The sequence below is a fragment of the Streptomyces sp. RPT161 genome, from assembly GCF_027533845.1.
Taxonomy (GTDB): domain Bacteria; phylum Actinomycetota; class Actinomycetes; order Streptomycetales; family Streptomycetaceae; genus Streptantibioticus_A; species Streptantibioticus_A silvisoli_A.
Map to the genome: position 1 here is coordinate 36,066 of NZ_JAPZVN010000028.1, position 25,354 is coordinate 61,419.

Annotated in this window: 20 protein-coding genes; 10 read left to right on the forward strand and 10 right to left on the reverse strand. The window is 69.7% G+C overall.

The genetic code is table 11. The features are described 5' to 3' along the window. The first annotated feature begins 48 nt into the window (after positions 1–48). Genes O5O46_RS32105 through sbnA form a run of 3 tightly spaced genes read left to right on the forward strand, consistent with a single transcriptional unit; the run spans position 49 to position 3,132 of the window. The gene (locus tag O5O46_RS32105) at positions 49–1,053 is read left to right on the forward strand and encodes a TauD/TfdA family dioxygenase (protein WP_269859163.1); all 1,005 of its coding nucleotides are present in this window, start codon (positions 49–51) and stop codon (positions 1,051–1,053) included. Next, positions 1,050–2,108, forward strand: coding sequence for a 2,3-diaminopropionate biosynthesis protein SbnB (sbnB, locus tag O5O46_RS32110; RefSeq protein WP_269859164.1), 1,059 nt, complete (start codon positions 1,050–1,052; stop codon positions 2,106–2,108). Before O5O46_RS32105 ends, sbnB begins: the two co-directional genes overlap by 4 nt. A gap of 37 nt (positions 2,109–2,145) precedes the next feature. After that, entirely contained in the window at positions 2,146–3,132 is a 987-nt protein-coding gene (gene sbnA, locus O5O46_RS32115) for a 2,3-diaminopropionate biosynthesis protein SbnA (protein WP_269859165.1), read from the forward strand. A 54-nt stretch (positions 3,133–3,186) separates the two neighbouring features. Here the strand turns inward: sbnA and O5O46_RS32120 are convergent, their stop codons facing one another. Beyond that, positions 3,187–4,098, reverse strand: coding sequence for an SMP-30/gluconolactonase/LRE family protein (locus O5O46_RS32120; protein WP_269859166.1), 912 nt, complete (start codon positions 4,096–4,098; stop codon positions 3,187–3,189). A 527-nt stretch (positions 4,099–4,625) separates the two neighbouring features. Between O5O46_RS32120 and htpG the strand changes: the two genes are divergently transcribed. From htpG to O5O46_RS32145, 5 genes are all read left to right on the forward strand, one after another. After that, complete coding sequence (htpG, locus tag O5O46_RS32125; RefSeq protein WP_269859167.1) at positions 4,626–6,551, forward strand: molecular chaperone HtpG; 1,926 nt, start codon at positions 4,626–4,628, stop codon at positions 6,549–6,551. A gap of 198 nt (positions 6,552–6,749) precedes the next feature. After that, positions 6,750–7,532, forward strand: coding sequence for an Fpg/Nei family DNA glycosylase (locus O5O46_RS32130; protein ID WP_269859168.1), 783 nt, complete (start codon positions 6,750–6,752; stop codon positions 7,530–7,532). Between the two features lie 462 nt (positions 7,533–7,994). After that, entirely contained in the window at positions 7,995–8,528 is a 534-nt protein-coding gene (locus tag O5O46_RS32135) for a sigma-70 family RNA polymerase sigma factor (RefSeq protein ID WP_269859169.1), read from the forward strand. Then, entirely contained in the window at positions 8,525–9,193 is a 669-nt protein-coding gene (locus tag O5O46_RS32140) for a hypothetical protein (protein ID WP_269859170.1), read from the forward strand. Before O5O46_RS32135 ends, O5O46_RS32140 begins: the two co-directional genes overlap by 4 nt. 98 nt (positions 9,194–9,291) lie before the next feature. Then, entirely contained in the window at positions 9,292–9,474 is a 183-nt protein-coding gene (locus tag O5O46_RS32145) for a hypothetical protein (RefSeq protein WP_269859171.1), read from the forward strand. A 231-nt stretch (positions 9,475–9,705) separates the two neighbouring features. On the opposite strand, the gene O5O46_RS32150 is transcribed toward O5O46_RS32145, so the two are convergent. The 8 genes from O5O46_RS32150 to O5O46_RS32185 form a co-directional block, all read right to left on the reverse strand. After that, positions 9,706–10,614, reverse strand: coding sequence for a ribokinase (locus O5O46_RS32150; protein WP_269859172.1), 909 nt, complete (start codon positions 10,612–10,614; stop codon positions 9,706–9,708). A gap of 49 nt (positions 10,615–10,663) precedes the next feature. Continuing rightward, positions 10,664–12,604: an ABC transporter permease/substrate-binding protein gene (locus tag O5O46_RS32155; protein ID WP_269859173.1), complete on the reverse strand. Its 1,941-nt coding sequence runs from the start codon at positions 12,602–12,604 to the stop codon at positions 10,664–10,666. Continuing rightward, positions 12,594–14,129, reverse strand: a complete 1,536-nt coding sequence (locus tag O5O46_RS32160; protein WP_269859174.1) for a sugar ABC transporter ATP-binding protein — start codon at positions 14,127–14,129, stop codon at positions 12,594–12,596. The genes O5O46_RS32155 and O5O46_RS32160 overlap by 11 nt, the downstream gene beginning before the upstream one ends. Beyond that, positions 14,126–15,163, reverse strand: coding sequence for a LacI family DNA-binding transcriptional regulator (locus O5O46_RS32165; protein WP_269859175.1), 1,038 nt, complete (start codon positions 15,161–15,163; stop codon positions 14,126–14,128). Before O5O46_RS32165 ends, O5O46_RS32160 begins: the two co-directional genes overlap by 4 nt. 312 nt (positions 15,164–15,475) lie before the next feature. Further along, entirely contained in the window at positions 15,476–15,973 is a 498-nt protein-coding gene (locus tag O5O46_RS32170; RefSeq protein WP_269859176.1) for a hypothetical protein, read from the reverse strand. Positions 15,974–16,049: 76 nt separating this feature from the next. Beyond that, complete coding sequence (locus tag O5O46_RS32175; RefSeq protein ID WP_269859192.1) at positions 16,050–17,501, reverse strand: amino acid permease; 1,452 nt, start codon at positions 17,499–17,501, stop codon at positions 16,050–16,052. Positions 17,502–17,680: 179 nt separating this feature from the next. After that, positions 17,681–18,637, reverse strand: coding sequence for a hypothetical protein (locus O5O46_RS32180; protein ID WP_269859177.1), 957 nt, complete (start codon positions 18,635–18,637; stop codon positions 17,681–17,683). Between the two features lie 312 nt (positions 18,638–18,949). Then, entirely contained in the window at positions 18,950–21,718 is a 2,769-nt protein-coding gene (locus O5O46_RS32185) for a SpoIIE family protein phosphatase (RefSeq protein WP_443072681.1), read from the reverse strand. Between the two features lie 333 nt (positions 21,719–22,051). Here O5O46_RS32185 and O5O46_RS32190 point away from each other — a divergent pair, with 333 nt between their 5' ends. Together O5O46_RS32190 and O5O46_RS32195 are read left to right on the forward strand one after the other, a co-directional pair. Beyond that, the gene (locus O5O46_RS32190; RefSeq protein WP_333482442.1) at positions 22,052–23,029 is read left to right on the forward strand and encodes an Lrp/AsnC family transcriptional regulator; all 978 of its coding nucleotides are present in this window, start codon (positions 22,052–22,054) and stop codon (positions 23,027–23,029) included. A 151-nt stretch (positions 23,030–23,180) separates the two neighbouring features. Further along, positions 23,181–24,548, forward strand: coding sequence for a carboxylesterase/lipase family protein (locus O5O46_RS32195; protein ID WP_269859178.1), 1,368 nt, complete (start codon positions 23,181–23,183; stop codon positions 24,546–24,548). A 103-nt stretch (positions 24,549–24,651) separates the two neighbouring features. On the opposite strand, the gene O5O46_RS32200 is transcribed toward O5O46_RS32195, so the two are convergent. Beyond that, complete coding sequence (locus O5O46_RS32200; protein WP_269859179.1) at positions 24,652–25,257, reverse strand: TetR/AcrR family transcriptional regulator; 606 nt, start codon at positions 25,255–25,257, stop codon at positions 24,652–24,654. Positions 25,258–25,354: the final 97 nt, after the last annotated feature.

The following is a 25,354-nucleotide window of genomic DNA, read 5'->3' on the forward strand; positions in this document are numbered from 1 at the left end:
CGAACGGCCCGCAGGGACACGAGCCATCCGCGACGAAAAGGACGACACATGCCATCATCACCCCCAACCCCCCTGCTCGACCTGGAAGTGAGCCCCGGTAGACCGCCTCTGCTGCGGGCCGAAGCCCGGGGCGCCGGGCGGGAGTGGGCGGCCGAGCATCGCGACGCACTACGCGCCGTCGTCGCCGAGCACGGCTCGGTACTGGTCCGCGGGCTCGGGCTGCTCGACACCGCGGGAGCCGGTGCCGTCTTCCGGGAGATAGGAAGCGGACTGCTGCCCGAGGCGGAGCCCTTCGCACCCCGGCTGCCGTTCGGCGACGGTGTGCACTCCTCGACGAAGTGGCCGCAGAACCAGCAGATGTGCATGCACCACGAGCTGAGCTACCGGCTGGAGTTCCCCGGCCTGATGCTGTTCGCCTGCCTGACCGCGCCCGCCGTCGGCGGGGCGACCACCGTGGCCGACGCGCCTTCGGTGCTGGAGGCCTTGCCGGCCGCGTTGGTCGAGCGGTTCGAACGGGACGGCTGGCTGCTCACCCGCACCTACAACGAGGAGATCGGAGCCTCCGTCGCCGAGGCCTTCGGCACCGAGGACCGGCATGCGGTCGAGACCTACTGCCGGGCGAACGCGATCGACTTCGACTGGCAGCCGGACGGCGGACTGCGCACCCGCCAACGGCGCAGCGCCGTGCTGCGGCACCCGGTCAGCGGCCGACGCTGCTGGTTCAACCAGGTCGCCTTCCTCAACGAGTGGACCATCGCCGAGGAAGTGCGTGAATACCTCCTGGACGTCTACGGCCCCGACGGACTGCCGTTCAACACCTCCTTCGGCAACGGGGATCCGATCGACAAGGACATCGTGGAACTGCTGAACGCGGTCTACGAGGACCACACGCTGCGCGAGCCCTGGCAGGACGGCGACCTGCTCATCGTCGACAACATCCGTACCGCACACGGCAGGGAACCCTTCGAAGGACCACGCGAAGTGGTCGTCGCCATGACCGACAAGACCCAGCTGGCCGACTGCGACCCCACCGTGGAGGTGACCGCCCAGTGACCACCCATGCTGCGCCGGGGGCTGAAGAACCGGCCGGTGTACCGCCGTTCGCGGTGATCCCCGGGGCCCAGGTTCACCAGGCTCTGTACGGCCGGGAGAAGCAGGTGACGGAACTCGTCGAGGCCGCCTACCGGTTGCACGCGGACGGAGAGTCGGTCAACCCGCCCTCGTACTTCCTGCGGTTTCCCGACCGGCCCTCGTCCCGGATCATCGCGCTGCCCGCCTCGATCGGCGGCGACCTACGGGTCGACGGCCTGAAGTGGATCTCCAGCTTCCCACAGAACGTGGCGGCGGGCATCCCACGGGCCTCGGCGGTGCTGATCCTCAACGACCACACCACCGGCTACCCCTTCGCCTGCCTGGAAAGCTCCATCATCAGCGCCACCCGTACCGCCGCCTCAGCCGCACTCGCCGCCGACCACCTCAGCCGTACCCGGCGACGCCCCACCCGTATCGGGTTCTTCGGCACCGGACTGATCGCCCGCTACATCCACGGCTACCTTGCCGGCACCGGCTGGGCATTCGAGCACATAGGCGTCCACGACCTGTCCGCCGACAGCGCCAGCGGCTTTCGTACCTACCTCGAACAGTCAGGGGCCTCCGCCGCGGTCACCGTGCACAACAGCCCCGAACAACTCATCCGTTGCAGCGACCTGATCGTCTTCGCCACCATCGCCGGCACACCCCACGTCCACGACGTGCGCTGGTTCGACCACCACCCCCTGGTGCTGCACATCTCCCTGCGGGACCTCGCTCCCGAAACCCTGCTCACCTGCGCCAACTTCGTGGACGACGTCGACCACTGCCTCAAGGCCGACACCTCACCCCATCTCGCCGAAAAGCTCACCGGCACCAGGGACTTCATCACCGGAACCCTCAACGACGTCATCACGGGCCAGGTACCCGCACCCGACGACCGGACCGTGGTGTTCTCCCCCTTCGGACTCGGCGTCCTCGACCTCGCCGTCGGCAAATACGTCTACGACGCGGTCACCAGCTCCGGAGAACTCAATGTCATCCCCGACTTCTTCCACGAACTGCGCAGGTACGGGTGAACGAGCGCCATACCGCGACCGACGAGGGGAGGGCGCCGTGCGCGTCATAACCGCTCCCATGGACTTCAACGAGGAGGAACTCTACGTCGACCTGCGGCCCATGACCGGTCACCGCGTCCTCCTCAAGTGCGAAGGCTTCAACTTCGCGGGCTCGATCAAACTCAAGGCCGCCAGCGCGATGGTGGAAGCCGCGGAACGCAGCGGCGCCCTCACGCCGGAATCGACCCTCGTCGAATCCTCCTCGGGCAACCTCGGCGTGGCTCTCAGCATGATCGCCGCCAGCAAGGGCTACCGCTTCCTGTGCGTCACCGACGCCCGCTGCAACCTGTCCACCCGGCGCATGATGGAAGCACTCGGCAGCCAGGTCCACATCATCACCGAACCGTCGGCCACCGGTGGCCTGCTCGGCGCACGGATCGACCACGTACGCGCGCTCTGCGCCGCGGACGACCGGTACGTCTGGCTCGACCAGTACACCAACCCGGCCAACTGGAAAGCGCACTACCGCACCACCGCACCAGCCATCGCCCGACGCTTCCCACGCCTCGACGTGCTGTTCGTCGGAGCCGGTACCACCGGCACCCTGATGGGTTGCGCACGCTACTTCCGTGACTCGCACCATCCGGCGCGCGTCGTCGCGGTCGACACCGTCGGATCGGTGGCCTTCGGCGGTCCACCCGCCCGCCGGATGATCCCCGGCCTGGGGACCAGCGTGCGCCCACCCATCCTGGACGAGTCATACGTTGACGAAGTCATCCGGGTCGAGGAGGCGGATGCCATCCGCACCTGTCACCGCCTGGCACGAAGCGGATTCCTCTTCGGCGGCTCCACCGGAACCGTCGTCAGCGGTGCCACCGACTGGCTGGGCCGGCACGACGCGGAGCACCTCACCGCCGTTGCCATCGCCCCCGACCTGGGCGAACGCTACCTCGACACCATCTACCAGACCAACTGGGTACAGGACCTCTACGGCGAACACCTGCTGCGAACGGAGGAACTCACCGTCGACGCCCGCAGACCCTGACCGTCGAAAGTACGGCAACCCGCCAACAGCGCGGGCTGCCGTACGACCGAGCCGTCAGGGCCGCGGTAGGTCGAGCACGGCGATGGCGTCCTCCAGCAGACTGCCGACGTAGAGCCGCCCATCGTGCTCACACGCGCTGGTGGCCATCCGATAGCGGGCACGAGACCACCGCAGATCGTGGACGGTACGCCCCGCGTTGTCCACCGCCGCGACCCGAAGCGTACGGCGCGGACCCGGCTGCATCGAGTCAGGCAGCCGCCACAGGCCGCGCCGCAGCACCGGGGGAGTGCGGTGCAGCCAGTCCAGCATCGGATCGCGTGGCGCGGCGTAGGCGATCCATACCAGCCCGCCGGACCCGGTGGTGAGGTTGTCGGGGAAACCCGGCAGGTCCTTGAGGAAGGTGTCCCGGTGCCCGGCCTGCGGACCGGACAGCCACAGTCGGGTAAGACGGTACGCCCCGGTCTCCGCGACGAGAACGAACGATTCGTCTTCCGCGAGTGCCACGCCGTTGGCGAAGTACAGGCCGTCCAGCACCACTTCGGGTTCGGCGGCGCCGGGTGTGACCCGGATGAGCCGTCCGGTGCCGGAGTGTTCCAGCAGATCGCCCAACCAGTGGTCGATACCGAACCGCCGACTGGAGTCACTGACGTAGATCGTGCCGTCCCGGGTGACTGCCACATTGCTACAGAAACCGAGCCGCTCGTTGCCAGCGGCCTGCAGGAGCACCTCACACCTTCCCGTGTCAGGCGCCATGCGCAGCAGACCGCGCCGTGCGTCGCACACCAACAGCCCCCCGTCGGGGAGGAGTTGCAGACCCAGAGGCCGTCCTCCGGTGTCGGCGACGGTCGTCACCTGTCCGGTGTCCGGGTTGACGCGCAGGATCCTGCCGTCGGCCACGCCGGTCACCAAGTGTCCCGACGCGTCGAAGACCACGTGCTCTGGCCCGACCCCACCGAGCGGAAGCATGCGCGGAGCGGACGTGGGCACGCGCTGCCCACGTGGGCGGCCCGGCCGCGGCGGCGGGCGCCATGCCACAGGTTGCAGGGCGGGTTTGTCGGTAGACGTCATGATGCCTCCGTGCGGACGTGCTCCTCGGGGCAGGGTAGGGCGGGGAGCGGGGCATCCGCCGTGTTTCGGCGCAGATTTCGCCGGAGGAGTGGTCAACCGGGGTTACTGGCAGGGCGCGGCCTTTACCGGCGGTTGACCGAGCGCGTGATCACGTCCTCGGCGGTTCGCCCTGAGCGTGAGCGATTGCCAGCGGCCACAGCGGTGTTGGAGCCTTCGACAATGACCGCGTCCGTCGCGCACCTCGGTAACTCCAGCCACGCCGCTGCACCGGTCGCCTGCTTCTGGTGGAACGTCCGACGGTGCCCCGGCGTTGTCCGGGCAGGCCCCAACAAGTCCGGGGTATGGGATTGACGGGGTGACCTGCTGGTTTACAGTGCCGATGGTCAGTATCCGCCACTTGGTGACCTGAGAAGGAATCACGGACTATGTCGACTGAGACGTTCGAGTTTCAGGTGGAAGCGCGCCAGCTTCTGCAGATGATGATCCACTCGATCTACTCGAACAAGGACGTCTTCCTGCGCGAGCTCGTCTCCAACGCCTCCGACGCGCTGGACAAGCTTCGTCTCGAAGCTCTCCGCGACGACGCGCTTCGCGCGGACGCCTCCGACCTGCACATCGAGATCGAGACGGACAAGCAGGCTCGTACCCTCACCGTGCGGGACAACGGCATTGGCATGTCGCGCGACGAGGTGGTGCAACTCATCGGGACCATCGCGAACTCCGGTACCGCGAAGTTCCTGCAGCAGCTGAAGGAGGCCGACAACACGGCCGCCGCGGAAGGACTGATCGGCCAGTTCGGCGTCGGTTTCTACTCCAGCTTCATGGTGGCCGACGAGGTGACGCTGTTGACCCGGCGCGCTGGCGAGAGCCAGGGCACCCGCTGGACCTCGTCCGGCGAAGGTACGTACAGCATCGAGACCGTCACCGACGCCCCCCAGGGCACCTCGGTCACACTCCGACTCAAGCCGGAGGACACCGAGGACCGGCTGTACGACTACACCTCGCCTTGGAAGATCAAGGAGATCATCAAGCGGTACTCGGACTTCATCACCTGGCCCATCAAGCTGGCTCCGGAGCCCGCGGCCGAAGACGCCTCCGGGGACGGAACCGATGACGCCCCGCGGGAGCCCGAGACGCTGAACTCGATGAAGGCACTGTGGGCGCGCCCTCGTGACGAGGTCACGGACGACGAGTACCACGAGCTGTACAAGCACATCAGCCACGACTGGAACGACCCCCTGGAGACCATCCGTCTCCAGGCGGAGGGCACCTTCGAGTACCAGGCACTGCTGTTCATCCCGGCGCATGCCTCCCAGGACCTGTTCCTCCAGGGCTACAAGCGAGGCGTCCAGCTTTACGTCAAGCGCGTCTTCATCATGGACGACTGCGAGGAGCTGATGCCGCCCTACCTGCGCTTCGTCAAGGGCGTGGTCGACGCGCAGGACCTGTCGCTCAACGTTTCCCGCGAGATCCTCCAGCAGGACCGCCGGATCCAGCTGATGCACCGCCGCCTGGCGAAGAAGGTGCTGTCGACGGTCAAGGACATGATGTCCAACAACCCGGAGCGCTACGCCACGTTCTGGCGGGAGTTCGGCCGTGTCGTCAAGGAAGGGCTGCTGAGCGACTTCGAGAACCGCGAGGCCATCCTGGAGGTGTGCTCCTTCGCCACGACCCATGACGCGGACAAGCCGACCAAGTTGCGGGAGTACGTGGAGCGGATGAAGGACGGCCAGGAGCACATCTTCTATCTCGCCGGTGAGTCCCGGCAGGCCATCGAGAACTCCCCGCACATGGAGGCGTTTCGGGCCAAGGGCATCGAGGTGCTGCTGCTGACCGACCCCGTCGACGAGGTGTGGGTGGACTCCGTGCCGGACTACGACGGCAAGCAGTTGCGGTCCGTGGCCAAGGGCGAGGTCGACCTCGGTACCGAGGACGAGAAGAAGGAGGCGGAGACAGAGCGGGAGAAGCACCAGAAGGAGTACGCGGGTCTACTGACCTGGATGAAGGACCAGTTGAGCGAGAACGTCAAGGACGTACGGCTCTCCTCACGGCTCACCGTCTCTCCCGCCTGCATCGTCTCGGACACCCATGACGTGACTCCGGCCCTGGAAAACATCTACCGCGCCATGGGCCAGGCCGTTCCGCACGTCAAGCGCATCCTCGAACTCAACCCGAGCCACCCGCTGGTCAGCGGCCTCAACCGGGCGCACTCCGAGCGCTCGGGCGACACCGGCCTGCAGGAGACGGCCGAACTCCTCTACGGCATGGCGCTGTTGGCGGAGGGCGGCGAGCTGAGCGACCGCTCGCGCTTCGTCAAGCTGATGGCAGACCGTTTGGAGCGCACGCTGTGACGCCACTTCGGCGCCGTGTGTAGGTGAGGCCCGCGGTCCCGGCAGTAGCCGGGCCGCGGGCCTGGCCGGTGCTGACGGCACCGACCCGGAGTGCGACCCGAACACGCGCACCGGCTGCGACGCCGAGCGCGCAGCACACCACGTAGCCGTTCGACCACGAGGGGTCGCCGCTTCTCCTCTGACGCGTACGCTGGATGTATGCCCGAGTTGCCGGACGTCGAAGGGTTCCGGAGGGTGCTGGCCGCCCACGGGCAGGGGCGGCGCATCGCGGACGTCGAGGTAGCGGACCCGGGGGTGCTGCACGGAGTGTCGGCGCGCAGACTGCGGCGCGAGTTGGTGGGCCATCGGCTCGGTGCGCCCGAACGCCACGGCAAGTGGCTGATCGCCCGCACCGACGCGCCCGTCCTCCTGTTCCACTTCGGGATGACCGGTTCCCTGGTCCCCTGCACGCCCGATGACCCGCCGCACCCCCACGACCGGGTGGTCTTCGTCCTCGACGGCGGCGAGCTCCGTTTCCGGGACCAGCGCAAGCTCCAGGGCATCCGGCTCGCCGACGAGGCCGAAGTCAAACGCCTCCTCGCCACCCAGGGGCCGGATGCGCTGACCGTGGGACGTGATGAGTTCGAGCAGTTGCTGTCCCCGCGGCGAGGGCGGATCAAGGCGGCGCTGCTGGACCAGTCACTGATCGCCGGGCTGGGCAACCTTCTCGCCGACGAGATCCTCTGGCGGGCCCGGATGCACCCCGCTTGCCTGGTCAGCAAGCTCGAGGGTGCGCAGCTGCGCGGGTTGTACACGCAGATGCGACACGTTCTACGGGCGTCGGTGCGGGTGGGGTGCGTACCCGGACGCCCGTCCTGGCTCACCGGGGAGCGGTACGAGGAGGATCCGCACTGCCCACGGTGCGGGCACCCCCTGTGCAGGGGGCGGATCGCCGGGCGCGGGACGGTGTGGTGCCCGCAGTGCCAGCCTGAACGGTGCTAGCGCCCCGGCGCTTGGGGCCCGGGACTGCCGCGCCGCGTCAGGACAGCACGCCGCCGTCAACCCGCAGGACGGTGCCGGTCACGTAGGAGGAACGCGGCTGGGCTGCTCAACGCCCCTGTGACATATGTCACTTCATGCTCGGAACCCTTTGAACGTGATCGACAGGTGCCCGTCGTTTTCCCTGTTCAGAACGCTTTGTTAAAGGCCGACACAGCTGTCGGAAACTACTTTGCGTGGCTCCCTGTGATCGCTGGGTCATTTTTTGCAGGGCGTGATGAGTGATCGGGGCCCATCCTCGCCATGGTGGTGCCAAGAGCCAACTGGCTCCCGGCGCGCCCCCCTTGGCCGTGCCGACCCCTCAATGAAGAGGAACGCAATGAGTAGTGCATGTCGGAGGTCCGAGTGAGCGACGAAGACCTCCGCGCGGACGTTTGGCGCGACAACGGCGGGCAGAGTCAGCCGGTGGACGAACCGCTTGACCTACCGCTGGATTTCGAGGGCTTCTACCTCGGGCACCAGGAGTTCTTCCACGCCTTCGCCGAGATCCACCTGGGCACCCGCCGAGCCGCAGAGGAATCGGTTCACCGGGTGTTCCTGGAGATCCTGGCGGGCTGGGACCAACTGCTGCAGCAGGGCGACCTGGAGCAGCTGACGCTGGCCGTGCTGCACCGTCACGTTACCGAGCGGCTGAAGCGTGAGGGCCGCGGTCCGGCGTTCGTGCTGAACGGGCCGATAGCCCTGAACCTGCGCGCGATCCGCAACGAGTTGGAGATAGCGGAGAGCACCGCGGGCCTGTACGAGGCGATCGCGGACCTGCCCACCCGCCAGTTCAACGTGATCGTCCTGAAGTACCTGCTCGGCTACAACACCGCCCGCATCGCGCGGTTCATGAGCCTTGACGTCCGCACCGTCGGCTACCACGACCGCAGGGCCAAGGAACGGCTCCGCGTCCGCCTGGGCCTACCCGCCCCGAAAAGAGAGAGGTCAGGACAGTGACCGCCACCATCGAAGACCTCCTGGCCGACGCGGCGCTGCCGACAACGCCCCCGGTAGCCTTCGACGTCGGAACCGCGCTGCGCCGACTCGCCCGTGACGCCGCCCGGACCGCGCCGCCACCGCACATGGAACGAACCGCCCAGGCCGGGCAGCGCCTGGCCGTGGTCTCCCGCTGGATCCTCAACGGCCCCGGCGCCGCACACCACGTGGACCGCCTCGCGCAGGACACCCGGTCCGCTCCGGTCGAGGAGGACCAGCTGGACGTCGAGGGCGCCGCGGTGTTCGCCTGCCTGCTCTACCTCACCGATCACCCCGAGAGCGCCCAGTTCTGGTGGCAGTTGGCGGCGGGAGCCGGACACCGTGCCGCCGCCTACTGCCTGCACCTGCACCACCTCGCACTGGGCGAGACCCGGGAGGCGGCGCACTGGCGGCACCAGATCACGCACCCGATCGTCGAAGCCGACGCTGTCGACGACGACTTCCTTGACTGCGTGGAAGTCGTCGCGCGCTACGTACGGCGCAACGGATCGGCCGCGAGCCCACCGACGGCCACGCTGGAAATGGAGGTCGACCGCCTCGCTGACGACGCGACGAACCCGTGCATCATCGTCCGCCGACCTGACCGGCGCCTCGCCGACCACCTACGCGACTTCGCTCGCCGCTGACCCAGCAGAACGACGGAGGAGCCCGATTCCGGCCCCGGTTCCTCGGCCACCGGGTCGAAAAGGGCTCCTCCGCGACGCCCTCGAAAAGGACAGCCACCATGCACACCAGCCCCGAACACCGCCCCTGGCATCAAGCCGCGGGAACCATCAACGGCCTACGCAGCTGGACCGCCCGGCGCCGCCGCGCCGCCACCGCACAGCTGATGCGCGGCGCCTTCTACAGCCTGGGCAGCGGCATCGTCAGCCTCTTCATCCTCTGGATCCAGCATCAGCGCTGGTAGACGTGCGCAGCTCCACCAGCAGTCCAGAACGACCACGGCATGCGCACCCCTGGGTCCGCACCAACTCCACGACGGCTGCGTGGAGTTGGGCTGCCGCAGCCGGAAGGCCGCACCAGGCTCGGCGGCTCCGGTGTCGGCGGGAAGGGGTAGGGCTCGCACATCGGGAACACGGCGCATCGAGTGTCTTTACTTCGGACGGCGGCCAACTCGCTCCACCGTGCCCTGGAGGGTTCAGCTGCCCGCCAAGGACGCGAGCTCCTCCTCCGTCGGATACGACTCCTGTGCGCCGACCCGGGTGACCGCCGCCGCGCCCACTCGGACCGCGTACGCCGCCGCGTCCGCCAGCGACGCACCCGCCCCCAGCCGCCAGGCCAGCGCCGCGGTGAACGCGTCGCCCGCGCCCGTGGTGTCCACCGCGGCCACCCGCACCGAAGGGACCCGGACCGTGGCGTCACCTGTCGCCACCAGCGCGCCCTGCGCGCCCAACGTCACCACGACGGAGCGCGGCCCGAGCGCCAGCAGCCGCGCGGCCCACTCCTCGGGCGAGTCGTCCAGTTCGCCGCCCACGATCACCCGTGCCTCGTGCTCGTTGACGACCAACGGGTCACAGGCGGCCAGCAGTTCGGCGGGCAGCGGGCGGGGCGGCGAGGGATTGAGTACGAAACGGGTCCCGTCCGGCAGATTCCGTACGACCTCCACTACCGACTCCATCGGGATCTCCAGTTGCGCCGAGACCACTCGGGAGCCGTGCAGCAGGCTGCGGGCCGCACGTACGTCCTGCGGTGTCAGTCGGCCGTTCGCGCCCGGGGACACCACGATGCTGTTGTCTCCCGACGGGTCGACCGTGATCAGCGCGACCCCGGTGGGCGCCCCACCGACCAGCACGCCCGTGGTGTCGACGCCGGAGCGGCGCTGCGAGTCCAGCAGCAGCCGACCGTGCGTGTCGTCGCCGACCCGGGCCAGCAAGGCCGTACGGGCGCCGAGGCGGGCCGCGGCGACCGACTGGTTCGCGCCCTTGCCACCCGGATGAACCACCAGGTCGGATCCGAGAACGGTCTCACCGGCCGCGGGTCGCCGCTCCACCCCGACCACCAGATCGGCGTTGGCCGAACCCACGACCAACACGTCGTAGTCGTACACGAGTTGTCTCCCAGGAAATCCCTGCCGCGGCTGCTGCCAGCGGTCGGGGTCAGCCGGTGAAGCCCGCCGCGTTCGCCTTCGTGACCACCTTCACCGGTACCTTCACGGTCTTGTCGACCGCCTTGCCCTCGGCCGCCCGCAGGGCGTTGCGCACCGCGATCCGGCCCAGTTCGGTGGGCTGCTGTGCGACGGACGCGTACAGCGTGCCCGCCTTGACCGCTGCCAGTCCGTCCGGTGTGCCGTCGAATCCGACGACGGACACCGACGTGCCGGCCCTGGAACCCAGTGCCTTGATGGCGCCGAGAGCCATCTCGTCGTTCTCGGCGAAGACGCCCTGGACATCCGGATGGGCCTGGAGCAGGTTCGTCATCACATCCAGCCCCTTGGTGCGGTCGAAGTCCGCGGGCTGCTCGGCCACCACCTTGATGCCGGGATATGCCTTGAGGCCCTCGGCGAAGCCCGCGCCCCGCTCCCGGCTCGCCGACGTGCCCGCCTGACCCTGGAGGACCACGATGCTGCCCTTGCCGCCCAGCTTCTCCGCCAGCGTCCGGGCGGCGAGCTCGCCGCCCTCGATGTTGTCGGAGGCGACCAGCGCGGCCGTGTCCGCCTTGTGGACTCCCCGGTCGACGGCGATCACGGGAATCCTCGCCTTGTTCGCGGAGCGCACCGAGGGGCCCGCCGCGTCCGAGTCCACGGGGTTCACGATGATCGCGCCGAGCCCCTCGCTGGTGAAGTTCTGCAGCTGGTTGGCCTGTTGGGACGCGTCGTTCTGCGCGTCGGTCACCGTGAGGTCCACGCCCAGCTGCCTGGCCTCCGCCTGCGCGCCCGCCCTGATCTGCACGAAGAAGGGGTTGTTCATCGTGGACAGGGACAGGCCCACCTTCGAAGTGGTCGAGGACGCCCCGCCGTGCAGGAAGGACATCGCACCCACCAGCGCCGCCGCGACCACGGCCGCGAGTACGTACGTCACGGCCTGCCTGCCCCGGCCGCCGCCCGCACCCGTCCCGGCCGCCACCGTGCCCGCCCCGGCCCTGCGCCGCACCGTGTCGAGTAGTACAGCCAGCGCGATCACCACACCGATGACGACCTGCTGCCAGAAGGCGGACACCGAAAGGAGGTTGAGGCCGTTGCGCAGCACGGCCAGGATCAGTGCGCCGACCAGCGTGCCGGACGCCCCGCCCGTACCACCCGCCAGCGAGGCGCCACCGATGACGACGGCCGCGATCGCGTCCAACTCGTAGCCTGTCGCGGCCTGCGGCTGCGCCGAGGAGAGCCGGGAGGCGAGCACGATGCCCGCGGCGGCGGCGAACAGCCCGGACAGCGCGTAGATGGCGAGCTTCTGCCGCCGCACCCGGAGCCCGGACAGCCGGGCGGCCTCCTCGTTGCCGCCGATCGCGTACATCGAGCGGCCGATGTACGTCCGGCCCAGGACGAGCGCAGTGAGCAGGCCCATCACCACCATCACCAGCACCGGGACCGGCAGCCAGCCGCCCAGCGTGTCGCCGAGATGCGAGACCGAGTCGGGGAAGGCGATCGGGGAGCCCTGCGAGATCACCAGGGAAAGACCACGGCCCACCGACAGCATGGCCAGCGTCGCGATGAACGGCGGCAGTTTGCCGTACGAGATCAGGAAGCCGTTGACCAGGCCGCACGCCACGCCGGTGGCGATGGCGAGGACGACGGCCAGGACCACCGGGATCCCGTGTGAAGTAGCCGTCCAGGCAAGGACGGTGGCGGACAGCGCGGCGACCGAACCGACCGACAGGTCGATGCCAGCCGACACGATCACGAACGTCGCGCCGAAGGCGAGAATCGCCGTCACCGCCGCCTGTACGCCGACGTTGAGCAGGTTGTCGGCCGTCAGGAAGTCCCCGGAGAGCGCCGACATCGCGATGACGAGGGCGATGAGCGCGGTGAGTGCGCCGTTGTCCAGCAGCAGGCGGCGCAGGCCGCCCGAGCGCGCTGCGCTCTTGAGCGTGTCAGTGGCCACGGGCGGCCTCCACTTCGGTAGCGGCTTCGTTGCTGGTCGGTGTGCTGACGGCGAGTGCCATCACGGAGTCCTGGGTCGCCGCCGAGGCGGGGAGTTCACCGACCATCCGGCCCTGGGCCATCACCAGCACCCGGTCGCTCATGCCGAGCACCTCGGGCAGGTCGCTGGAGATCATCAGGACCGCGGCGCCCCCGGCGGTGAGTTCGTTGATCAGCTGGTAGATCTCGACCTTGGCTCCCACGTCGATGCCGCGTGTCGGCTCGTCCAGGATGAGCACCTTGGTGTTCGCTAGCAGCCATTTGCCGATGACGACCTTCTGCTGGTTGCCGCCGGAGAGCGTGCGCACACGCTGGCCGAGCCCGGCCATGCGCACGCCGAGCCGCTCGGCGACCCTCGCGGCAGCCGCCCGCTGGGCCTTGCGGTCGACGAGTCCACCGCGGGTCGCCGCCCGCAGCGTGACCAGCCCGAGGTTCTCCGCGACCGAGGCGTCCAGGACGAGCCCCTGCCCCTTGCGGTCCTCCGGCACCAGCCCGATGCCCGCCGCCATCGCGGCGTTGACGTCGTGCCGCCGCAAGCGCGCACCCGACACGTGCACGGTCCCGCTGTCGTAGGGATCGGCGCCGAACACGGCCCGCGCGACCTCCGTGCGGCCCGCGCCCACCAGTCCCGCGACGCCCACGACCTCACCGGCCCGCACCTGGAACGAGACGTCATGGAAGACCCCGTCCCGGGTCAGCCCTTCGACGGTGAGCAGGGCCGCCCCGGCGTCGGTGCGCTCCCGCGGGTACTGCTGGTCGATGGAGCGCCCCACCATCAGCCGTACCAGCTCGTCCCGCGGAGTGGCGGCGGGCACCTGCCCGACGCTCCTTCCGTCCCGGATCACGGTCACCCGGTCGCCGAGGGCGGCGATCTCCTCCAAGTGGTGGGTGATGAAGACGATGCCGACACCGTCCTCGCGCAGTCTGCGTACGATCGTGAAGAGTCGGTCGACCTCCCCGGAGGTGAGCACCGCGGTCGGCTCGTCCATGATGAGCACGCGTGCGTCGAGGCTGAGCGCCTTGGCGATCTCGACCATCTGGAGCCGGGCGATGCCGAGTTCACGCACCCGTGCGCGGGGCGAGACGCTGAGGCCCACCCGCTCCAGGAGCTCGGCGGCGTCAGCCTCCGTCCTCTTCCGGTCGATCATCCCGAAGCGACGCGGCTGGCGGCCCAGGAAGATGTTCTCGGCGACGCTCAGGTCGGGAACGAGGTTGAACTCCTGGTAGATGGTGGCGATTCCCAGGCGCTCGGCATCCTGTGCGTCGTGGATGCGCACCTCCTCGCCGTCCACCAGGACGCGTCCGGCGTCGGGGCGATGGGCGCCGGAGAGCATCTTGATGAGGGTGCTCTTTCCGGCGCCGTTCTCACCGAGCAGTACGTGTACTTCGCCACGGCGCAGGTCGAAGTCGACGCCGTCGAGCGCGACCACGCCCGGGAAGGTCTTGCGTATGCCTTCGATGCGCAGCAACTCCTCCGTGTCGCTCACGACCTGCTCCTTCTCGCGGGGTACGGCTCGCGGTGGGCATGGGCCGGTTCGCCGCACGAGCGGCGCGCGACGAGCCGGGCGGGGACGGTGACGGACCGGGCGGGACGTCCTTCGATGCGGTCGACCAGCGCGCGGACCGCGGTGCGCCCCAACTGGCCGGTCGGCTGGGCGATCGCCGTGATCGGCGGGTCGGTGTGCACGAACCACGCGATGTCGTCGAACGCGGCGAGACCGATGTCCTCGGGGACGCGCAGCCCACGTGCGCGGATGGCGTCCAGTGCGCCGAGCGCCATCAGGTTGTCGGCGGCGAAGACGACCTCGGGCGGCTCGGCCAGGTCGAGGAAGTCCTCGGTGACCCGACGGCCGCTGTCGGCCTTGAAATCACCCTGTCCTGTGTAGGCGTCCGGTAGCGGGATGCCGTACTCGGCCAGCGCCTCCCTGAAGGCATCCACTCGCTCGCTGCCGGTCGTGGTCGCCGCGGGCCCCGCGATGATGGCGAGCCGACGGTGCCCGAGGCCGTGCAGATGGGCAACGAGATCGTGCACGGCCGTCCGGCCGTCGGCACGTACGACGGGAACGTCGACGCCTGGAATCCACCGGTCCACGAAGACCATCGGCGTCCCGGCGCGGACCGCGTCCAGCATCAGCGGAGAGCCGCCGTCGGTGGGGGAGATCAGCAGTCCGTCGATGCGGCGGTCGAGCAGGGTCCTCACATGGTGGTCCTGCAACTCGGGCCGTTCGTCGGCGTTGCCGATGATCACGCTGTAGCCGAGGGTGCGGGCCTCCTCCTCGACGGAGCGGGCCAGCTCGGTGAAGTAGGGGTTCAGCACATCGCTGATGACCAGGCCGAGGGTGCGGGTCTGGTCGGTACGCAAGGAACGGGCCACGGCGTTCGGGCGGTAGCCCAACGTCCGCACGGCGGCCAGCACCCGGGTGCGTGCCTCCGCGCTGACCGACGGGTGGCCGTTCAGCGCGCGGGACACCGTCGCGACGGAAACACCCGCCGCCGCGGCGACGTCCTTGATGCCCGCCATCGCCGACCACCTCCTGGTGAGCCAGTGGAATCGTTTACACGACTGACACGGAGGATTGGAAACGATTACACGGGGATTGATCAAGGGGTCGGGAGTAGGCCGAGACCGGATCGTGATCTGGCGCGGCTCACATGGGCGGCTTCGCCACGGGCGAGTGGGCCGACCCGTCCGCGTGCAACTTGCCTGCGGTGCTGGCTAGTTGGGCGGCCGGAAAGGTTCGTGCCGGGGGCAGCTGGTGGGGAGGGGCCGTCGGCCGAGGGCCGTCCGCTTCTCGCCGCGCGGGTGGGCGGGTTCGCGGCGCTGGGGCAGGCGTCAGGGAAGTGGCCGGTCGACGAGCGGGAGCAGCCGTGAATCCTCAAGCGCCGCGGTCCTGTGCCCGATTCCGGCCTGGTACTCCTCGTTGGAGGCGAACGCGAAGAAGTCCTGGATGCTGGACTGGCGTGTGAGCATGACCAGGTCCCAGCGCTCGTCCGGCGGACCGATGAAGTACGGCCCCCCGGTGCCGAAGAACTGGACCGAGCCGCCGCTGGCGGCCAGGAACGGGAGGGTGTGGCGGACGTACCGGTCGTAGGCGGCGGCGCCGGAGACGGGTGCGGACGGGGCGAGGTGCGGGAAGCCGGAGTAGTCGGCGACCTCGCGGAACCGCAGCAGGTTCAGCATGGTTACCGGACCTTGGATGCCGCGCTCCAGGAGCAGACGGGCGCTGTGCTCTGATGGGTCGAGGTGCACATCCGGGACCGTAGCAGGGTCCTGTGACACCACGTCCGGTTTTTTCTCACAGGCGTGGACCTGGTCGTCCTCGACCGCCACCCCAAGGCGTTCCTCTTCACACGCCCCTTGTCCGCGCACTCGGGGAGGGCCGGTGGCAGTCGGCCCTCCCCCCAGGTCAGATGAGGTCCATGGCGGCCACCTCGTCGGGGCTGCCGTAGCTGACCGGTCCCTGGAAGCGGCGTCGGGCGGTGGCGAACCACCACGCGGTGGCGATGAGAAGTACCACGGCCAGTGCGACAGGCGCGTAGTTGAACGTCTTGGCGCTCGTCGGGGAGGTCTGCGGGAGCATGAACAGCACGTTGCTGACCACGATCCACGCCACGGCGATCGCGGCGACCAGCTTGCCGTGCCGCCCCAGGTTCCACGGGCCGGGCTGGAAGTCGTCCAGCCGTAGCCTCAGGAAGATGGGCACGCCGTAGGCGAGGAACAGCCCGACGACGTTGATGCTGACGACCGCGGTGAAGGCGGTGTTGGACCACCAGCCGGGCAGGACCAGCACCAGGGAGCATGCGGCGGCCAGCCAGACCGCCTTGACCGGAGTGCGCGTGCGTGGCGATACCGAGTGCCACCAACGGGAGCCGGGCATCGCCCCGTCGCGGGAGAAGGCGAAGATCTGCCGGGTGTTGCTGGTCATGTTGGCCAGGCCGCAAAAGAGCATGGCGCCGATCACGATCAGCAGAAGGAGTTTCGCGGTGCCGGTGCCGAGTGCGTCGATGAGAATCTGTACCGGTGGCGCCGAGGCGCTTGCCTCGGCGGCGTAGTCACGGATCGCGTAGACCAGGGCGAGCATGAGGACGAGTCCGGCGAGTGCCGAGTAGGCGATTGCCCGCATGATGCCCTTCGGGGCGTTGACGGTGGCCCGCACGGTTTCCTCGGACATGTGGAAGCTTCCGTCGAATCCGGTGAAGGTCCAACTGGTCACGAGCAGGCCGAGCATGGCGCCGTAAAGGCCGTTGGAGAATCCTGTGTTGTTGGCAAAATGTGTTGCGAAAGACGCCGGTTGATGCTGGGCGGGCAGCACGGTCAGGGCGGTGACGATCACCACCATGCCGATCAGGAGCCACCACACGGATATCCGGTTCACCATGGCGACCAGTCGCACCGTGTAGGTGTTGGCGAGCGCCTGGACCAGCAGGATCGCTGCCGTGATGGCGACCGTGCGCTCCGGTGTCACCTGGTAGGACGGCCACTGCAGCGCGATGAACGCCTGGATGAAGGTGGCGGCCGCGTAGTCGGTGGCGGCCGTTCCGCCGACCTGGCCGACGAAGTTCAGCCATCCCGTGTACCAGGACCAGGCACCGCGGTGCCGCTTGGCGAGCTTTCCCGCCGAGAAGTACAGGGCGCCGCTTGTCGGATATGCCGAGGCGATTTCTCCCATGGCGGCCCCGACGAACAGCACCATCACCGAAACGCCGATCCAACCGAAAACCAGGATTCGTGGCCCCCCGGCGTTCATGCCGAATCCGAACGAGGAGAAGATTCCGGAGATGATGTTGATGATGGTGAACGAGATCGCGAAGTTGTCGAACGCCTGGAATCGACGGGTGAGTTTCCGTGGATATCCCATCGCGTGCAGCGTCGCGTCATCGTCGAGGGGGATGGGCGAGGCATGCCGCCGGTTTCTGGTACGAGCCGGGTTCACGGGATCGGACACGATCGCGACCTTTCTGGTGGGGGACAGAAGGCATCGTCATGGGTTTCGAGAAGGGGCTGCCTCGCTGATTCGGCTGCGGCATGCCCGAGGGTTCAGGTGGTACCGGGCACCGGCAGTCCGCACAGGCGTCTGGCTTTGGTGAGTTGTTCCTCGGGATCGCCGAACGCGCTCCACGGCATGCGGGACGCGTACGGGCCCATGGCCGTGAAGACCGCCCGCGCCTCCAACTCGCGCTTGGCCATGAGCAGTGCGTGCGCGAGATACGACAGGTCCAGCACTGGTGTGCGGCGGTGGTTGGCCACGTCGGGGAACCAGTGCTGGTAGGCGGCCAACGCCGTTGCGCGCCACTGGGGTTGCTCCCAGACGTGGTCGGCCAGCGGAGAGGACCGGTCGTGGTCGTCGACCAGCGCCACCAGCGGCAGCAGGCGCAGTACGGAAGCGGCCGGTGCGCGCTGGGCGAGGAACGCGGCGACGTCCCAAGCCGCGTTCGGGGCCCCGCCGTTGCGGGCGAAGAAGAAGGCCAGGAAGCGGTGGTGCGCTTCGCGGTGCCAGGGGTCGAGCCGCAGGACGCGGAGGAACAGTGACCAGGGGCCGGGCGGTGCGGTGAGCAGTCCCTGGGGTGCGGGATCGCACCAGCGCTGTAGGCGGGTCAGGGCCAGCTTGTTCACCCAGGGAGTCGGGTCCTGCGGCGACAAGCGAACCGCCCGCTCGCTGGCCGCCACGGCGATACGCAGCAGGGCGCCCGCCCGCTGGTCGTGGGCGTCGGCCGCGCGTAACGCACGCAGTGCGGCCACGCGTGCCCACAGCAGTGCGGCCTGGGGGCTCGGTTCCTCGGCCAGCCAACGCTCCGCCAGATCCGAGTCGGCCGCCTCGGATGCCAGTACCAACGACCTGTGCGCCAACAACCCGAAATCCGCCCGCGCGTCCCTGAGCGCCTCGTACGCGCTGAAGTACCGGCCCGCCCGCACATCCACGCAGGCGTGTGCCAACTCGCGGTCATCGGCGGCGGGATGCCATACATAGTGGCCCTCGAACGCACCGGCGGTCACGTCGTTCCACCGATCCGGCCGACCCCGCCCACGCGCACCCATCCCGTCCAGGTCAATTCCGCCGAGTCTCGTCACATAACCTCTCGGCGGTCGGCCTCTCACCCTACTCACCATCAAGTGGAACCGGAACCGGTCTTGTCGACTAACTGGTTCCATCCCGATTGTGTTCCCCGCATTACCGAGTCGGCCAGGCGGCCGGCATATGCGTTGGCCCGCTGGATTCCTCAAGCGAGTCGGGTACCGCTGACCTGTTCTTCTCGCAGGTAATAACTTCCGAATTCCCGCGGCCCCGGCCCCCCTCGGGAGGCGCGCTCAGGCGCCGGGGATGGGCAGTTCGGCCCAGATGACCTTGCCTTCGTGGGTGTACCGGGTGCCCCAGCGCTCGGCGAGTTGGGCGACGAGGAACAGGCCGCGACCGCCCTCGTCCTCAACGGCCGCGTAGCGTAGGTGTGGTGAGGTGCTACTGGTGTCGGACACCTCGCAGATCAGGTTGCGGTCACGCAGCAGGCGCACCCCGATCGGGCCGCAGGCATGGCGGATGGCGTTGGTGACCAGCTCACTGAGGATCAGCTCGGTGGTGAAGACCGTCTCCTCGTCCATACCCCACTGCGTCAGCTGCCGGGTGGCTGCGGCGCGGGCGCGGGAGACGACCGTGGGGTCGCAGGGCAGTTCCCAGCTGGCGATCTGGTCGGCGTCCAGCACCCTGGTGCGCGCGACCAGCAGGGCGATGTCGTCACTCTGCCGGGCGGGCAGCAGCGAGTCGAGCACCGCGTCGCAGGTCTCCTGTGGCGTCCGGCCGGCGTGCGCGAGCGTGCTGCGCAGGATCTCCAGCCCGGTCTCGATGTCCCGCGCGCGGTCCTCGATGAGCCCGTCGGTGTACAGGACCAGGGTGCTGCCCGCGGGAAGGTGCAGTTCAGCGGCTTTGTAGGGATGGCCGCCGACGCCGAGCGGCGGCCCGACGGGGATGTCGGGGAACTCGACGGTGCCGTCGGGGAGGACGACCGCCGGTGGCGGATGCCCGGCGCGGGCCAGTTGGCAGGCGCCGGTGGCGGGGTCGTAGATCGCGAACAGACAGGCGGCGCCGACCACCGCGGCTTCGCTGTCCTCGTCGGCCGTCTCCTGGTCGATTCGGCCGACGAGCTCGTCGAGGTGGCCGAGGAGTTCGTCCGGTGGCAGGTCCAGGGCGGAGAAGTTCTGCACCGCGGTGCGCAGCCGCCCCATGGTGGCGGCGGCGTGCAGGCCATGGCCGACGACATCGCCGACGACCAGGGCGACGCGGGCACCCGGCAGGGAGATCACATCGAACCAGTCCCCGCCCACTCCGGCTTGGGCGGGGAGGTAGCGATAGGCGATGTCGAGCGCGTCCTGCGCGGGCAGGGCCCGCGGCAGCAGGCTGTGCTGCAGGGTGACTGCCAGGGCGTGCTCCCGCGTGAAGCGGCGAGCGTTGTCGATGCACACCGAGGCGCGGGCCGCCAGTTCCTCGGCGAGTGACAGGTCGTCGTCCTCGAAGGGCTCGCTGTCGCTCGTCCGCCAGAAGTTGACGATACCCATCAGGACGCCGCGGGCCTTGAGCGGAACGGTGATCAGTGAGCGGAACCCGTAGTCGAGGATCGCCTGGGTGTGTTCCACGTCCTGGGTGCGCCAGCCTTCGGCGGCTCGCAGATCGGGCACGAGCACGGGTTGCCCGCTCATGAAGCCGTTGGCCTGCGGAGTCGGCGCGGCGAACGCGACCAGCTCGCCCTCCCCGTGCAGGGGGTTGTCGTCGCGGACGCCGTGCAGCGCGACCCGGCGCAGTTGCGTCCCGTCGCTGCCCACCCGCACGTGCGGCTCCTCACCACGCAGGACGGGGTCGGCGAGATCGACGGTGGCGTAGTCGGTGAACTGCGGTGCGGCCACATAGACCAGTTCCTCGGCGGTGCGCTTGATGTCGAGGGTCGTGCCGATGGCCATGCTCGCGTTGTACAGCAGGTTCAGACGGCTCCGCGCGACCTCGGCCTTTCCGGCGAGGGCCCGCAGTTCGGTGGAGTCCCGCAGCGTCGCGACGCTGCCGCGCGGGCCACCGCGGCGGTCCGTCGGCCGGTTGTTCACGGCCAGTAGCCGGTCTCCGACGGGCAGCAGCTCGTCGGTGGCGACACGACGGGAGGACAGCAGTTCGGCCATCCGGGGGTCGAGGCCGAGCGCGCTGACGCGGTGCCCCTCCACATCCGGTGGCAGGTCGAGGAGCCGGCGCGCCTCGTCGTTGCTGAGCAGGACCCGGCCGTCGCCGCCGACGATGACCACGCCTTCGCGGACCGCGTGCAGCACCGCGTCATGGTGCTCGTACATCCGGGTCATCTCGTCCGGTCCGAGGCCGTGGGTCTGCCGCCGCAGCCGCCTGCTCACCAGCGCGGTTCCGGCCGTCGTCAGGGCCAGCGCGGCGGCTCCGGCGCCCAGGACGACCGGCAGCTGCCGGTCGACGGCGCTGCTGACGTTGCTGGCCTTCATCCCGGCCGACACGAGACCGACGACCGCGCCGTGGGCGTCGAAGACCGGGACGACGACCTGGACCTCCTCGCCGAGGGGGCCGTGCACGGTCTCGGTGGTGACGCGGCCGGCCAGTGACGGTCCGATGGTGCCGACGAACTTCTTCCCGATCTCCTCTGGCCTGGGATGCGTGTAGCGGATGCCCTGCCGGTTCATCACCACGATGAAGTCGACCCCGCCCCGCTTGCGGGCGGCCTCCGTACGCGGCTGCAGCACCGCGGAGGGATTGGGGCCCCGCAGTGTGTTCGCCAGGCCGGGGGAGTAGGCGAACGCCTCGGCAGCGGCCAGGGAGCGGTCGCGCGCGGCCTGGAACCTGTCGCTGCGTGACTGCAGCAGCAGCGTCGCAACCGCGGCCACCACCAGCAGCACCACGATCAGCACCTGGAGCACGAACATCTGACCGGCGACACTGCGGATGCTCGTCACCGGCCACACACGTCGTGCCGACGCCGCCCGTGAGCCGTGGCGCCGTTGTCGCCGCTCACGTCGGCTACCTGGGTGCCGACCGGTAAACCAGCGGCCCGAGGGCCCCCAAGAGCGGCCCCGGTTTCGGGCCATACCCCATGTCTACCCCGACCTCCCCGCCGCCGCGAACGATACGCGCCACGCGTTGCCCTGTCGCCGCCCCGGCGACACCCGGTTACTCCGCCGCCAGGGGGACGAGGAGACGATCTCGGGGGCTTCGGCGATCCGGCTGGTTCACGGCCGGCGGTGAGGCGACGGCCGCCCAGGGCGCGCGGATCGTCGTCACCCTCGCCCCTGGGTCCACGCACGGCCCTGGCGGCGGCCCCGTCGACGAGCACGGTCGCGTTCCCTGGCAGGCGGACGGGTGAGCCGCGCCAGGGATGGGCGAGCGCCATTGCCCGTGTCCACGTCACTACGCTGCGACACGTGCGAGAGAGCCTGGACGAGACCGAGCGGCGGATCGCCGCGGCGCTGCTGGTCGCGCCGCGCGCCTCGTGGCGCACGGTCGCCCGCTGTCTTGACCTGTCGGAGCGGACGGTGGTCCGCCGGGCCGGGCCGCTGTTCGCGGACGGCACGCTGCGCACCACGGTGGTGCGCGCGCCGGTGCACTTCCCCGAGCTGATCCCGCTGGCGCTGCGCCTCCGGTGCCGCCCGAACCGCATCCGCAGCACCGCGGCGGCGCTGGCCCGCAGGCGGGACACGCTGTGGGTGGACGTGCTCGGCGGCGGGGACGAGATCTGCGTGGTCGCCTTCCTGGAGGGAGCGGCGGCGCGTGACCGGCTGCTGCTGCGCGACCTTCCGGCCACCCCCGAGGTGTTGTCGTGGACGGCCCACGCCTTGATGCGGGTGTTCCCGGCCGGGTTCTCGTGGACGGGCGGGTTGCTCACCAGCGAGGAGGAGGCGCTGCTGCGCGCCGAGCATCCGGCGCGGGAGCATCCGCCCGCCCCGGTGCCGTTGACCGCCGCGGACCACGCCCTTGTCCGGGGGTTGATCGCCAACGGGCGGGCCGGATACGCCGAGTTGGCCGAGCGGGCGGGGCTCGCGGCCCCGACCGTCCGTCGCCGACTGGGCGCGTTGGTCGACCACTGGGTGGTGCGGCTGGCCACGGAGGTGGACCTGGCGCTGCTCGGCGTACGGGCCGACGTGCTGTTGTGGTTGACCGTCGCCGCCGGTGAACTCGACGCGACCGCCGAGCGGTTGAGCAGGCATCCGCAGGTGCGGTTCGCCGCAGCCACCACCGGCTCGTCCAATCTCCTCGTGGCCGCCGCGGCCACGGACCTGGAGGCGTTGTACCGGTTCCTCACCAACACCATCGGCTCGCTCTCCGGCATCGGGGCGATCGAGACCACGCCCGTGCTGGCCACCTTCAAACGCACCGGACTGCCGCGCCAGCGACGTGGCTGAGTCCTGGCCGCGGCTGGCGTGGAAACGCAGTGTCGGCCCGCGCCCATGTCGCACATCCGATCAATCGAGTCCCACTTCTGGCCGGAACCCCTCACCCAGTCGAGGCTGTGCCGTGCAGGGACCGGTTCCGAGGCGATGGAGGCGAGAGGGCATGACGAGCAACGTTGAGGTGCGGGGAAACACGCCGGTGGTCACCGTCCCGACGGGGCGGTTGCGCGGGGTCGTGGACGGCGCGCACGGGGCCGTTGCCGCCTTTCGCGGCATCCCCTACGCCGCCTCACCGGTCGGCGCGCTGAGGTTCGCGGCGCCCCGGCCGTACCCGGCCTGGGACGGGGAGCGGGACGCGACCGTGGCGGGGCCGTCCGCACCGCAGGGACCCTCGCGGTTGGAAGCGGTGATGGGCGCGCGGATCCCCCACTGGGACGAGGACGGCTGCCTCAACCTGAACGTGTGGACACCGGTTTCGGCCTTGGCAGGCAGGGTGCGGCCCCGGCCGGTGCTGGTGTGGTTCCACGGCGGTGCCTACACCAGTGGCGCCGGCGGATGGGACTGGTACGACGGTGCCCGGCTGGCGGCGCTCGGCGACATGGTAGTGGTGACGGCCAACTACCGGCTGGGTGCGCTGGGTTGGCTCTACCTGCCAGAGGAGGGCATCGACAACCTGGGTGCCCGTGACCAGGCGGCGGCGTTGCGCTGGGTCCACGAGACGATCGGCGCGTTCGGCGGCGACCCGGCCCGCATCACCGTCGGCGGGCAGTCGGCCGGGGCCAACTCCGCCGTCGCGCTTGCCACGGACCCGGCCACGGCCGCAATGGTGCAACGGGTGCTGGCCCAGTCGGGCGCGTTCCGGATAGCGGGGCAGGACCCGGGCGAAGCCGCCGAGGCGGCGCGCGGACTGCTGCGCGTCCTGGAACTGCCCAGCCCCGGCTCCCTCGGCCTCCTGGAGCGGCTGCGCGCCGTCCCGGCCAAGGAACTGCTGGACGCCTACGCCGAGTTGGCGGTGCAGACCGCGCGGCCTGGCAGTATCGCGCCGCCGATGGCGCCGGTGCTGGGCGGGGCCGGGTATCCGCGCCCGCTGCTCGACGCGGTGCGAGACGGTGCGCTGGACGGACGGCCGCTGCTGATCGGCACCACCACAGAGGAGATGACGGCGTTCAAGGTACGCGGACCGGAGCTGGCCGCGGCCACGGCGCGGATGTTCGGTGCGGACAGCGACGCGATCGCGCGGTACTGCGCCGCGCGGGGCGGCGACGCGTACGTCTACCGCTTCGGCCGCCGCCCCGACCCGGACCCCGAGGGGCTCGGGGCCACCCACTGCGCCGACCTGCCCTTCCTGTTCGGCACGTTCGACACCTTCCCGGACGCCCCGATGCTGGGCGCCGTGGACGCCGCCGACCGCGCGCTGTCCCGGTCCTTCGCCGCCGCGGTCACCGCCTTCGTCACCGGCGGAACCCCATGGCCGGTCTTCGAGGCGGACCGGCGGTACGTCCACGACTTCGACCGCTCCAGCGCGGGCTAGGGAGCCACGAGCGGCACCGCGCGCTTGAGGGGAATCGCCCGCTGGCCAGGGGCGGGACCGGCGAGGGAGCCCTCCTGGCCAATGTGCGCACGTTCACCCGGGATCAGCTCGTACGTCTGGTGAACAGTCTGTCCAGATGCAGATCGACAGCGGTCAGGGCCGCCCGGGGCTCGATCACGTCGAGTTCGAGGAGAGTGGTGAAGCCGGTGAGAGCGAGGAGCAGATTGGCCTCGGCCGCCGGGTCGCGGTCGGGGTCGATGTGCCCGTCGGCGATCGCCTGGCGGATCAACTGCTCGACGAGGGTGCGCCCTTGGGTGATCCCGTCGCGTGCCCGGGCGCGGACGTTCCTGTCGTGCAGCGCCTCCAGGACGTAGGCAGCGCTCATGCGGCTGGTGGCGCGGGCGTCGGCGTGCAGCGGGAGCATCTCCGTGAGCATCAGCCGGAGCACGTCGCGGGGGTGCGGCGGCTCGCCGAGTTCCTGGAGGCCCCGGCTGACACGCAGGGAGGCCTGCTCGGACGCGAAGTCCATGGCGAAGGAGAGCATCGCCTCCCGGGAGGCGAAGTAGTGCTGCAACTGCCCCAGGGAGATGCCCGCCTCCTGTGCTACCTCACGCATGGTCAGGTGTATGACGCCGCGCTGCTCCACCACGCGCCATAGCGCTCGGGCGATCGCTTCGCGCCGTTCGCGGTGATCCACCTGTTTCGGCATCGTCGCCTACTCCGTCGGTCGCTTTCCAATACGGTTGACATAATACAACTGACCTATAACTCTGGAAGCCCTGTGGAGGGTTTGCCGGGAGGGAAGT